Raw genomic sequence first — 11,820 nt, 5'->3', positions numbered from 1 at the left:
ATAATTACGCTGATAGAATATGTTTTGTCATTCGAAACATCTTGGTTTTTATATAAATCGAATTTAATTGGAGGGTCACTGAATGATAAAACAAGAATGGAAAAATATAATTAAAAAGCCTTTTTTAATTGTGGTGATTGTTGCCATCATGCTTGTCCCCATGTTCTACTCTTTGATATTCCTGTCAGCCTATTGGAACCCTTATGGTAAATTGGATCAACTCCCTGTTGCCGTAGTTAATAATGATCGAGGGGCTGTACTAGACGGGAAGACCATTAATATTGGTAAAGATTTCGTGGATGGATTAAAGGACGATGACAAATTCAAGTGGGTATTTACTACAGAAAGAAAAGCGATGGAAGGACTCAAGAATGAAGATTATTACATGGTAATCGAACTTCCAAGCCAGTTTTCACAGCACGCCTCATCTCTATTAGGGGAACATCCGGAAAAAATGGAGTTAAATTATTATACGAATGCCGGAAAAAACTACTCTGGGTCACAGATCAGCTCTTCAGCTATTAAGGATATAAGCTCCAGCCTTTCAAAAAAGGTTACAGAGCAATATGCCGATTCCGTATTTAAAAGCCTTAGCAAAGTCGGAGAAGGTATGCAGGAAGCTAGCGATGGTTCAAAGCGGATCAACGAAGGTGTAGATAAGCTTGCCAATGGAACAACCACATTAAGTGAAAATTTAAAGAAATTAACGGACAGTAACCTGGTTCTTAAAGATGGAACAGCTAAATTACAAGCAGGTGCAATTCAGGTAGCCAATGGAATTAAACAATCCAGCGATGGAGCCAACCAGTTGAACACTGGTATCCATTCTGTATTGGGTGGTGCTGATTCACTGAAAAAAGGTGCCGGTGACCTTAATTCCGGATTACAGCAGTTATCAGAAGCCAGTAAAAAATTAGTAGCCGGCTCCGATCAATTATTAAGTGGGAATAACCAACTAGCTGCCGGACTAAAGCAATCGTCAGATGGCTCCGTAGCACTCCAAAATAGTTTTGGTCAATTTACGAACAACATATCAACTATGAATACGGCCATACAAGACGTGACTAATGAATTATCGGATGTAAGCAGTACCGGGTCCATTAGTCAGGAAGAAATAAAGAAAGTACTTGCGCAGCTTCAAACCATCTCAACATCAATGGACCAGCTGAATCAAGGTGGAAAGCAAATCAGTACGAGTTATTCTCAACTTGTAGCGGGTCAACACAATCTATATTCGGCCGCAAATCGTCTTGTAGCTGGTCAAAAGGAATTCAACTCTAATTCAACATTATTTAATGGGAAGCTCGGTGAAGCTGTAGTTGCCTCTCAAAAGCTTGCTCAGGGAAGTATTGATTTATTTAACGGCACTAAGAAGGTAAGCGAGGGAAGCTCCTCACTTTCTTCAGGCTTAGTTACTTTAAATTCCGGTGGGGATCAAATAGTTGAAGGTATAAATCAATTAAGCGATGGCTCGAATCAACTTTATATTGGCTCAGGTAAGTTAGCAGATGGGGCTAATGAATTATTAAAAGGCACACACGATCTTTCACAGGGAACAAGTACGCTGCATAAATCATTACAGGACGGAGCAAATAAGGTAAACGATGTGAGTACGAATGATGAAACGAATACTATGTTTGCCAGTCCGATTAATCTTGTCGCTCATAAGTTAAATGATGTGAAAGATTATGGAGTTGGATTAGCACCTTATATCCTATCCCTTGGTCTTTTAGCAGGTGGACTAATGTTTGTCTCGTCCTATTCGATGAGAACTACCACGGAGATTACAACTTCCGGGTTTTCGCATTTCATCAGTAAATATAGTGTATTATTGGTGGTCGGTGTATTTCAGTCCATCTTTGCAGATGTAATTTTAATTCATGGACTAGGTTTACAAGTTCAAAATGAACTATATTTTTATCTGTTTACTATTTTCACAAGCTTAACCCTTTATACCATCATACAATTTCTCACAGTAACGATGGATAAAGTCGGACAGTATATCATTTTCATTCTAATGCTGCTGCAGATTGGAGGAAGTGCCGGAACATTCCCGAAAGAATTAACGCCAACATTCTTCCAGTATATCAATCCTTTTTTACCACTAACCTATTCTATAAAAGGGTTCAGAGAGTTGATGTCAACCACTGTTGACTATACGTATGTTCTTAATCAAGCATTAATCTTAGCTCTTATTGGGCTTACTTTTATCACACTAACTATCCTCTATTTAACGATTACGGTAAGAAAACAATCCATTAAAACTAAAGAAATTGCAGGCTAAATAAAAGAAGAGGAATAACCACATTATCAGTGGCTAGTTCCTCTTTTTTATTTCACTCATTGGAGATACGAGAGTACGCCTACCCACGCCGGGGCAAGTCATGAAACAGCAATCCGCTTTGATCTAAACGCATAACTTCTTCTTCCACATCAGTATCTAAATAACTGTTCCCCTCATGCGCTGTGTTCATTAGCCACGGCTCCCCATTTCTCAGAAAACAAAGATCATCGGGGACTTTCGGTTGGACCCAGGAGTATAGACCCGAGGAATAAGAGAGAAGGATTTTCGTAGCTTCAGCACAACAATGAAAATAATAAATATCCGCATAATGACCAAATAACCGCGTACCTGGCCAATGATCTTCTCTTTTTTTCTCTTTTAAAAAAGGCTTTAGCTGCTCCAGTAGTTCAATTCCACTCGGATCAAGTGACATCTGATCGCGTTTCACCAGAATGAACTCATCGCATACTTCCATGGCGATCTCAATGAACGCCTCATAGGTCTTACCGGTCGGCTCTTGCAAAATAATATAGATAAGTAGGCCTCCTATGTACTGATATACTCTCAGATATATCTTCGATTATAGCACGTAGCCATAACTACATAACAAAAACAGCCCACATCTGTAAAGATGTGAGCTGTTGCTTTATGATCCCATTTGAGATTAGTTGCTCAGGTAAGCATCTGCTTGCTCAACGGTTTCGAAGTACTCCACGAAGTCACCGAAGATACGTCTCATTTGCATTTTGTAAATGGAAGAACCTGTTACATAGGCCCATTTCTTATCAGTAGATACGCCTTTTTGAGTTGCCAGTTCACTAGTAGGTGCCAGTTCCTTAGCTACTTCTTGAGACAATACTTTAGCGCCAGTCAGAATTGTAACTCCAGTGAACCCTGGTTTTACTTTTTTAAGAATCTCGGTGAACTCATCAATGTATTGCTGTGCATTGTCCAGTGTAACCTCTTGAGCGGTAACGACAACTCTGTTTTTTGCGGCATTATATTCGATTGTGAACATTTGTGCATTCCTCCATCATGTATAATCATCTGTTGTAATAAATTAAGAAAAATTTGTATTACATATTATTTCCTATTCCATTACACATAAGAGAATCTTAAATAAAATTTTGTAAATAGTAAAGGTATTTAATAAGAAATATGTATTTATTTGTCGAAATACGCGGTTTTTTAATAAGAAATATTACCTACATGTTACCATTGGACGCAAAAAAGACCAACATCTTCTCCAAAGAGTTGGTCCTCTATCTCAATCATTGCCATTGGGTTCCAAGACTCATATGGACGACTGAACAAAAGAAAAGGGTATCCGGACTGCTCTACTCTTCCGCATTTAACAAATTAATCAACTCTACCAAATCGCCCGCAGAAGCCGCAGAGAAACTATGCTCCGTCGTATTGGCCGTTAGTTCCTGCAAAATATCCTTGATGGCTACCAGCTTGACACCCTCGCTGCTGATTTGCTCCAACTCATTCTGATCCTTCACTCTTCCGTGTACGAACCAATACTGCCACTGGTCGGTGTCAATCACGGAGCTGCGCAGCTTCTTCTTTTTGTCGGAGGTATACTTGATCTCTACCCAGGCCTTTACGCTGTCCTTTAGACTTTCAGAATTGCGCAGTTTGGCACTTGTCTTCGACTTTACGCCTAGCTTCTCCATCTGCTGCTTGGTCAACTTGCTGATATAGGCCACAGGTCGCACACTAACCTGAACTTCACAATGGACATACTCCCATTCGCCTTCGCCATTTCGCCGTACCGCGAGGAAATCAATCTCATTTAGCTTCTCCTTGATGCCTCTTATCGTAAAATACCCGTTCTTGTTCAGCCATTCTTCCACAAGAGTTTCTGCCTGAAGAGCCATAGTGATATCCCCCTTAGCTAGTCATACGTACATCCCTTATATATTCGAGATATTATTACAGAATCCTCCATTTCACTTCTTTATTTTTCACTCTTCCTACCCGTCCATACAAAAACAACGGATGGCTCCTATCGAGTCCATCCGTTGCTAATAATGCTTTTATTCGAGTATCCGTATTATTTATTGGCCTGAAGAACAGCTTTGAATGTCGAAGGAATGTAGGTTACGGCTTTAATTTCGGTAATGACTTGGGCGCTCATGGAGCCTGGGGCCGGCTTCACCAGCTTGTATTTGATCAATGCCTGATCTTTCGTGAATTGAATGCTCGTAATTTCAAGTCCATAACCGCCAGTCGGCACCGTAGCAGCAAGCGTAACCTTAGTGACAGCATCTGTCTCCTTGCCCGTGGTTAATGTAACCTCGATTGGAGCAGGTGTAGGCACTGGTTTGTAGTTGTTAATGAATTTCACAGTTTTGCTGATCATATTGGCTGCTTCGTCACGGCTGATACTATTCTTCGGATAAAATTTTTGTTTGCTGTCGAGCGTAACGATCTTGGCGAGCATCAGTTTCTGAATACTGTTCATGTATTCTTTTTTGATTTGATTTCCGTCTGCCACCTTTTGGAATGTTTCAATCCAGACAAAATCGCCTTTATGACTCATAGCCTGGTACAGAAGCTCAGCAAAGTATTCCTTGGAGATTGTGGCGGAAGGATTAATATCCTTCGGAAGCTGTACTCCATTGTAATAAGCGTTAATGAAATCCTTGGCATATGGAGCGTTATCCTTCACTTTTGTATAGTGATCGCTTGCCACTGGCATTTTGATAAAATCGATGGCATTCAGGTTCAGGTCTAGCCCCTTTACGATCATACTTACTGCAGTCGCTATATCTATACCATTCTTAGGGGGATTCTTGGACCCGCCACTCTTAGCAAAGGCCGCTCCCGTAACGTTTAAACTAAAAACGGCAATCATCATTATTAGGAGCAGTGGTTTTAAAAATCGTTTCTTCATCTTCATTCCTCCGTGTATTGTGTTTGGTTACTGGTTGTGTTTGTCATGATTTATTTCCCAATTGGTACACTCTAGACGGGAATTGTTCGAAAAGGTTGCGGGGTTCAAAAAAAATCATGCAAATAAGGTACTAGAAAACTAGGGCTTGGCTATAAATCCTGTTTTCACTCCTCTTTTAAAACCAGCTTGTTCGTAGAACCTTAAGGTACTCTCTTTCTTCGATCCGGTAAGCAGCATTACTTTGTAACACTGATGTTCCCAAGCAATCTCCAATGCCTTTTTCAGGATCGCAGTACCATATCCCTTGCGGCGAAATCCACTGTGCGTCACAACATTTTCAATAATTCCATAAGGACGGGCACCTCTTGTTAAATTAGCAATGAGCATTAACACACAGGATGCAACTAATCGACCTTCTACCTCTACTACCAAGTAATGCATGTTTTTACTTGTACAGATTTCTATCCAAATTGGATTTACATCGGATGGGTTAAGTTCAGGGTCAACCTCATGCAAACATCTGTAAAGTTCCAAAAGTTGAGGAAGCTCATCTTGTTTGATCTGTCTTATAGCAGCAGTATTGTCCATTTCTTTGCTCCTTCCCATCCCATATATACTAAAAACAGCCCGGCTTCCCACCAGGCTGTCTTAGTCATTTTCACAAATTAATCTTCCCCAACAACCGGAGCAGTTGCTCCTTCTCTTCCGGTGCAAAATCTTCATACACCGCAGCCAGTAGAGACTCGGACACCGCTTCAAAAATCGGCTTCAGCGCTCTTCCCTTATCTGTAATGGATAAGCGGAAGATGCGGCCATCGTTCAGGTCCTGCTCCTTCTTAACATACTCCAGACGCACCAATTTCTCGACTAATGCAGTGATGGTTGATTTGTCCTTGTCGATCAGGCAGGATAGCTGATTCATTGTAATGGATTCCTGTCCATACAGCTGAAACAGAATGTCCCCATGCGATGGAGCAATTCCGTGAATATGATGCTTCTTCAATTCCTTCTCGATAAATCGATTACTTCTGCGATGGATTCGGCCTATAACGGCTACAATAGCTTTTTCATTCATATCTGTATGTTAATTTTATGCAAAAACTCTGTCAAGAACCATTTGAAAGCGGTACCGGTCCCTCGCTTATGTCCCCTTCGAAACATTTCAAAACAAAATATTCACAATTTTAGTTTGACATCAAAATTTCTTCGTATTTTGTGATATTTATCACACCTATTGTGAAATAAATCACTTATTATAAAGCTATCGAAGATGATCATCCGATACAGACAAAAGAAAGACCACAAACAAGGAGTGAAGAGATATGTTTAACAATTGGTTCAGAACAAATAAAGCCGCTATGCTGCTGCTCACTATAGTACGGGTATATCTGGGATATGAATGGTTAACTGCCGGATGGCATAAGCTGACTGGCGGCGGGTTTGATGCTTCGGGATTTATCAAAGGGGCTATTGCCAAGAGCGCTGGTGAAGGTGCGACGGTGCAAGCCTGGTGGGGAAGCTTCCTCCAACATGCAGCTCTCCCTGGCGTAGACTTCTTTAACTTCCTGGTACCGGCTGGTGAATTCCTGGTTGGCTTGGGATTGATTCTAGGAACATTCACTACCTTCGCTGCTCTTATGGGTCTGGTTATGAACGCTGCTTACCTGCTCTCGGGTACCGTCAGCACGAATGTACAATTACTGCTCATGGAAGTGATCATCATCGTATCGGCCGCTAATGCTGGTAAAATCGGCCTTGATTACTTCGTCCTTCCTTACCTGCGCAAGCTGTTCCATAGAAAAGATACCAACACGAACGTCATCCGCCCTGCCGCTACGCCACTGAAACGTACTGTATAACATGAATGCATACTATAACCCGTAAGGAACGGAGAGAAAAACTTCCGTTCCTTACGGGTTATTTGATTTCAGATGATATATCGAACTCATGGGATCGCCTTTTCGGCAGAAGTTAAGCTTGGATCTCAATCCGTCTTTAAAACGAGTGAAACCAAATCGAATTTTCCAGTCAAATAGTGGTTGATACTGGCCGCCAGATTAGCTGAGGAAGCCGTTGTGTTCACATTCAAATCAGGGAAGACCTCCAGCACCTTACTTGTGTTCTTACGAACGGCATCTGTCTTTGTAGCCGCAGCAAGCAGACATGACAACAGCGATTGGTAGGCAGTCAGCGCTTTGAGGGCCTTTCTTGCCGCCCCAAAACTAAATTCGACATGATCCTCCTGGTTGGCCTTGGTAGATATAGAATCGGCGCTAGCAGGGAGGCTTAAGGAATGAATGAGTCTGACTCTTGCCGAAGCTGCTTCGCGGATTGCATTCAGCCTTCCGCCTTCTTCCAAGTCCAGCCTGTTGATGAATTCCATAATATAGTTTGCCTTATCGGCAATGAGAAAATTAAGCAGATCCATTACATATCCTACTTGCGTGTTACTGCAATTGCATCCCATTACTGCTTCGTAGCCATCCTCCACTTCAAACAGAAGCGGATTGTCGCAGGTAATGTTATTCTCGAAGTTCACGGTGTTCAGGATAATGTCGAAGGCTTTCTCAACAGCCATATCCACCCGTTCTTTCGAATCAATGATGATCGGTCGGTCGTTATTTAGAATGGTTTCGATTCTTGTTTCAATCTCCAGCAATTGCTGCATATTATGGCAGGCAAAGATAGCGATCGCTTGTGTCATGGTTGAACCATTCATCTGCGATAACACTTCTTTACATTCCAGAGGAAATACATCCTCCATGCCCAATTCTTGAAAACAAGCCTGGGCACTCATGTGTCTGCCTCTGTAGAACACCTCTGCTTCTTCCAATCCCCCGACGACCATAGCGTTGTGAGCAAGCGGGCCAAGATCACTTAACCCAGTAGAGCCTAACTCACGAACCGCTGGAGCAATCCCATGGTTAAAAATCTCCAGCATTCTTTCAATCAATTGTGGTCTTACGCCAGAGTAGCCCCTGCTCAGCACATTGGCACGAATAAGCATAGATGCTCTGGTTATAACGGGATTCAGATACTCCCCCACACCTACGGCATGAGGATAGGGGATCGTTTTATTCCAATCCAGATGCTCTTCCGGGGACAATGCCGTATCCTTCAGATTACCAAGCCCCGTATTCACACCGTAAACAACAGGAGCATCTGATCCAAGCCAGCGAGATACTTGGGCCCTGCTGCTCTCACATCTTGCTTTTGCTTCTGCCTCCAAGCGTACACTTTTCCATTCCCCGCGCACAGCTTCAATAATATGTTCTACAGTTAAGCTATAACCATCGATATATAAGTTTGCATCCTTCATAGGCTCACACCTTACTTTAAATTTCCGACAATATCTTCTACTGCCTGAAGCACGATGCCATCTGTGACGACTTTCTCCGCAGCAACCATATCCGGGGAAGCAAAGCGATTCACTTTCACCGTCTGCACAAAGTTTCTGAATACATGAAGTGCTTCTTTCGATCCCACGCCAAACTCAAAGTCCACCAGCTTACTCTTAGCAAGATCCATTCCTTGAGCAGCCATGTACATCTCGATCCCCAAAATCTTGTTAAGCAGCGATATCGCATCGAGCATCTTCAGCGAGGATTCCAGTGTCGTGCACACATATTTTCGGGTGATATGATCGATCTTTGAAAAAGCAGTATTCGGAAGGGCCAGCAATTTCATCTCAGCCAATATAGCTGTTGCAGCAGCCTGGATGACCGGGAATCCATGATTGAAACCCGGGTTTTCTCCGACAAGATTCATCGGCAGCCCATATGACATTTTGCTGTCCAAGAGTCTGAAGCTTCTTCTTTCACTGATATTGCCGAGATCTATTAAACCGACGATGACCAAATCCAGCAAATACCCTAACAATGGGTTCGACTTCTCCGCGATATCATTGATATCCTTGTCGAGCTGCTCCTTCAGCCACTTCACCGTATCTCTGACTCCCCCATGCGTTTGGGGTACAGCCCGAATACTGATGGCATCCTGGCAGCGGGGGCCATTGTCTCCGCCATAAGCTTCCCGGCCTCTTTCAGTGGTAAATTCACTATCTTTAATGATTCTTCGTACATTCTCTGCAACTTCGATCTGGCTATTATACGGCCTGCCAAGCTCATGCAGACGCCGGTCAAAAGCACCCGTCTCCCCGCGTATGGCTTCAAGCTGCATTGCAACACAAATATCTGCAGTTTTCGTCAACCTGGAAGCCTCAGCAGCTGCGTAAATAGACATCGCTGTAGACACACAACACAGCCCCGTAATAAACGCTGCATCTTCGCGAGTATATTGAAGTTTGGTGAGCCCTAGCTCCTCGAACAATGATCCAACAGCTTTAAATTGTCCTTGGTGATAACAAAGCAATTCTTCTTCGCCATAGAGAATCAAGGCAAGTTCACTCATCGCGGAGGTTTCAGTTCTGTTTTCTTTATGTAAGCAAGGCTCGATCCCATGATTCACGAACAATAAAACTCTTTGGAGCAATCCATCACTCAGCACATCACTATGCTTAACTGAATGATTCAATAGAAGATATAAACTTAAAAGACCTACTTCTTTTGGCAATAACTCGCCATCGGATTGTACCCAGTCCCTTAATGAATCTAAGAAGCTCTCTCCCTGTTCTACAAACGACTTTGTTGGGAGATCCGACTGTTGGAATGAGCGCTCTGAGGTTTGGCGATGCTGTTTAACAATGTTTACTTTGAAAATCTTCCCCGCCAATACTGCAGCCATATCCTCCATTTTCAAGCTTGATCCGTCTAATTGTAATGAGGCACTCATGTTCATACTCCTCACAAAGTATTTATTGAAGTTCATTATTACAAAATGATAACAATTTATTAAATAGATAGTAAGTGGCATCGTTTTGATTGTCAATAAATATTAAGTATTCTTATAAGGATTAATTCGCAGTGTTAAACGGTTTAAATTCCCATAAAAATTTTTTTAATCCCCAGTAAACAAATGTGATTGAATTTATTTGGAAGTAATGTTATTATTGGCCCTGTAAAGTAATAATCCATTATTACCAAGTGATAATAATGAGTAAAGTCTAATTATGATTGCAGGGGGAATTGAGATGAAAAAGAAGAAATCAAGCTTACTGCTGCTCACACTAATCATTGCTTTAATGAGTATTGCTGCCGGTTGCGGAGACGGCTCCTCCAAGAAGAAGATTGTGGTGGGTTCCAAGAACTTTACCGAATCGCTGATTCTCGGCGAAATGTATGCATTAGTCCTTGAGAATGCTGGCATTAAAGTAGATAGAAAGCTTAACCTTGGCGGAACGTTGATCGCGCATGAAGCACTCAAAAAAGGCGATATCGATGTATATCCAGAATACACAGGCACAGCCCTGCAAAACATCCTGAATGAGAAGCCGCTCACAGATCCTAAGCAAGTGTTTGATCTTGTCTCGGACTATTATAAGAAGGAATTTAACCTCGTCTGGTTAGCGCCTTCCCAAGCCAACAACACTCAGGCAATAGCCATTTCCCGCTCCGCTTCCGAGAAATATGGCATCACAACTCTCTCAGAGCTGCAAGCCAAAGCAGGCGAGATTAACTTCGCCGGTGTACCTGAGTTCGAGGAGCGCGAAGATGGATTACTTGGAATGAATCGTGTATATGGCGAATTCAAATTCAAGAGCCTTAAGCTGTTCGATTATGGTGTCAAATATCGCGTAGTATTGAATGATGAAGCTCAAGCTACCATGGCCTTTGGAACAGACGGCGAACTGCTTAACCCGGATCTGGTGGTTCTCAAGGATGATAAACACCTATGGCCTCCATATAATGTTGCCCCGGTTATTCGTCAAGAAGCTTTAGATCAGGATAAGGAAATAAGCACACTCCTGGATGCGATATCCGCGAAGCTGGATGATGCAACTATGCAGAAATTGAATGGCGAAGTAGATATTAATAAGAAAGAATACAAAGATGTAGCCAAGCAGTTCCTTAAAGATTCTGGTCTTATAAAATAAAACAAAACAGCAGCTTTTCCCCAAGTACGAGTATCGGGAGAAGCTGCTGTTTTTTAGTTATATAAGCCAGTCACAAAAGCAAGTTATATATGCCGAACAAAAGAAATTAACAAAAAGCGAAGATGATCGAACGGGGAAGTTTGTAGGCGCAAAGCGCTCACCTGAAAACATTCAGGAGGAAAGCTAGGTCTGGAAGCCTTCTTTGGCTTCCGTGTTGATTTCTTTGGACGGCAATTTTTGATAATATCCACGAAAAAAGCTAGCAACGTGACATAGACTGCCGACAGATTGTAACCTATGGTGGCATATTCCACTTCACCGGTCGTCTTAACAGTGATAAGAGAGGCCCCCTCCTCAACTAAGTGCATTTTTGCACCTTATTTTTCTTCATTCTAGGCAAATGAGGGATATAAGGGCATTATTGTATCTTATTTTTCGAAAAAGCACGCTCGGACGGGTATTCTGGAAGATTTAAGATACAATATTGCACTTAATCTCCATTAACCAGCAGCTGCAGAGGATTTAAGGTACGAAAATGCCGTTAATTATCCTTCGATCCTTCCTATATAAACTTTCTTTTTTCATGGCTACGTTTGTTTTTAATGCGTTCTATATAGCTTGTTTGTTGGCTAGTGAGTTTGT

11 protein-coding genes are annotated in these 11,820 nt (G+C 42.1%); 3 read left to right on the top strand and 8 right to left on the bottom strand.

What is annotated here, in order from left to right; translation table 11 throughout:
* The first annotated feature begins 82 nt into the window (after nt 1–82).
* A complete protein-coding gene (locus ACFRAM_RS26385; protein WP_379469817.1) occupies nt 83–2,284 on the top strand; it encodes a YhgE/Pip family protein in 2,202 nt (733 codons plus the stop codon).
* Between the two features lie 79 nt (nt 2,285–2,363).
* Here the strand turns inward: ACFRAM_RS26385 and ACFRAM_RS26380 are convergent, their stop codons facing one another.
* The 6 genes from ACFRAM_RS26380 to ACFRAM_RS26355 all read right to left on the bottom strand — a co-directional run bounded on the left by ACFRAM_RS26380 (nt 2,364) and on the right by ACFRAM_RS26355 (nt 6,261).
* Nucleotides 2,364–2,732: a hypothetical protein gene (locus ACFRAM_RS26380; protein ID WP_379469815.1), complete on the bottom strand. Its 369-nt coding sequence runs from the start codon at nt 2,730–2,732 to the stop codon at nt 2,364–2,366.
* A 216-nt stretch (nt 2,733–2,948) separates the two neighbouring features.
* Nucleotides 2,949–3,302, bottom strand: a complete 354-nt coding sequence (locus ACFRAM_RS26375; protein ID WP_175370059.1) for a hypothetical protein — start codon at nt 3,300–3,302, stop codon at nt 2,949–2,951.
* 319 nt (nt 3,303–3,621) lie between these two features.
* Entirely contained in the window at nt 3,622–4,167 is a 546-nt protein-coding gene (locus tag ACFRAM_RS26370) for a hypothetical protein (protein WP_379469812.1), read from the bottom strand.
* Between the two features lie 176 nt (nt 4,168–4,343).
* Entirely contained in the window at nt 4,344–5,186 is an 843-nt protein-coding gene (locus ACFRAM_RS26365) for a protease complex subunit PrcB family protein (protein WP_379469810.1), read from the bottom strand.
* Between the two features lie 138 nt (nt 5,187–5,324).
* The gene (locus tag ACFRAM_RS26360) at nt 5,325–5,774 is read right to left on the bottom strand and encodes a GNAT family N-acetyltransferase (RefSeq protein ID WP_379469807.1); all 450 of its coding nucleotides are present in this window, start codon (nt 5,772–5,774) and stop codon (nt 5,325–5,327) included.
* Between the two features lie 70 nt (nt 5,775–5,844).
* Nucleotides 5,845–6,261, bottom strand: coding sequence for a MarR family winged helix-turn-helix transcriptional regulator (locus ACFRAM_RS26355; protein ID WP_379469785.1), 417 nt, complete (start codon nt 6,259–6,261; stop codon nt 5,845–5,847).
* A 247-nt stretch (nt 6,262–6,508) separates the two neighbouring features.
* Here ACFRAM_RS26355 and ACFRAM_RS26350 point away from each other — a divergent pair, with 247 nt between their 5' ends.
* Nucleotides 6,509–7,045: a DoxX family protein gene (locus ACFRAM_RS26350; protein ID WP_379469783.1), complete on the top strand. Its 537-nt coding sequence runs from the start codon at nt 6,509–6,511 to the stop codon at nt 7,043–7,045.
* Nucleotides 7,046–7,170: 125 nt separating this feature from the next.
* Here the strand turns inward: ACFRAM_RS26350 and ACFRAM_RS26345 are convergent, their stop codons facing one another.
* Both ACFRAM_RS26345 and ACFRAM_RS26340 read right to left on the bottom strand, forming a co-directional pair.
* Nucleotides 7,171–8,505 carry an aromatic amino acid lyase gene (locus tag ACFRAM_RS26345; protein WP_379469781.1) on the bottom strand — a complete coding sequence of 445 codons (1,335 nt, stop codon included), beginning with the start codon at nt 8,503–8,505 and terminating at the stop codon, nt 7,171–7,173.
* Between the two features lie 11 nt (nt 8,506–8,516).
* Nucleotides 8,517–9,977 carry an aromatic amino acid lyase gene (locus ACFRAM_RS26340; RefSeq protein WP_379469779.1) on the bottom strand — a complete coding sequence of 487 codons (1,461 nt, stop codon included), beginning with the start codon at nt 9,975–9,977 and terminating at the stop codon, nt 8,517–8,519.
* Nucleotides 9,978–10,275: 298 nt separating this feature from the next.
* Between ACFRAM_RS26340 and ACFRAM_RS26335 the strand changes: the two genes are divergently transcribed.
* Nucleotides 10,276–11,178: an ABC transporter substrate-binding protein gene (locus tag ACFRAM_RS26335; protein WP_175370052.1), complete on the top strand. Its 903-nt coding sequence runs from the start codon at nt 10,276–10,278 to the stop codon at nt 11,176–11,178.
* Nucleotides 11,179–11,820 lie beyond the last annotated feature (642 nt).

Origin of the sequence: Paenibacillus sp. NPDC056722 (assembly GCF_042790635.1) — a bacterium.
GTDB classification, from domain to species: Bacteria; Bacillota; Bacilli; order Paenibacillales; family Paenibacillaceae; genus Paenibacillus_AQ; species Paenibacillus_AQ agri.
Note: the sequence above shows the minus strand (reverse complement) of the source record. Positions and strands in the feature narration are given on the sequence as shown.

Excerpts from the sequence above, each read along its gene's own strand:
- ACFRAM_RS26350 (WP_379469783.1), top strand. The coding sequence starts at position 6,509 with ATGTTTAACAATTGGTTCAGAACAAATAAAGCCGCTATGCTGCTGCTC.
- ACFRAM_RS26375 (WP_175370059.1), bottom strand. The coding sequence starts at position 3,302 with ATGTTCACAATCGAATATAATGCCGCAAAAAACAGAGTTGTCGTTACC.
- ACFRAM_RS26365 (WP_379469810.1), bottom strand. The coding sequence starts at position 5,186 with ATGAAGAAACGATTTTTAAAACCACTGCTCCTAATAATGATGATTGCC.
- ACFRAM_RS26385 (WP_379469817.1), top strand. The coding sequence starts at position 83 with ATGATAAAACAAGAATGGAAAAATATAATTAAAAAGCCTTTTTTAATT.
- ACFRAM_RS26335 (WP_175370052.1), top strand. The coding sequence starts at position 10,276 with ATGAAAAAGAAGAAATCAAGCTTACTGCTGCTCACACTAATCATTGCT.
- ACFRAM_RS26355 (WP_379469785.1), bottom strand. The coding sequence starts at position 6,261 with ATGAATGAAAAAGCTATTGTAGCCGTTATAGGCCGAATCCATCGCAGA.
- ACFRAM_RS26340 (WP_379469779.1), bottom strand. The coding sequence starts at position 9,977 with ATGAGTGCCTCATTACAATTAGACGGATCAAGCTTGAAAATGGAGGAT.
- ACFRAM_RS26345 (WP_379469781.1), bottom strand. The coding sequence starts at position 8,505 with ATGAAGGATGCAAACTTATATATCGATGGTTATAGCTTAACTGTAGAA.
- ACFRAM_RS26360 (WP_379469807.1), bottom strand. The coding sequence starts at position 5,774 with ATGGACAATACTGCTGCTATAAGACAGATCAAACAAGATGAGCTTCCT.
- ACFRAM_RS26370 (WP_379469812.1), bottom strand. The coding sequence starts at position 4,167 with ATGGCTCTTCAGGCAGAAACTCTTGTGGAAGAATGGCTGAACAAGAAC.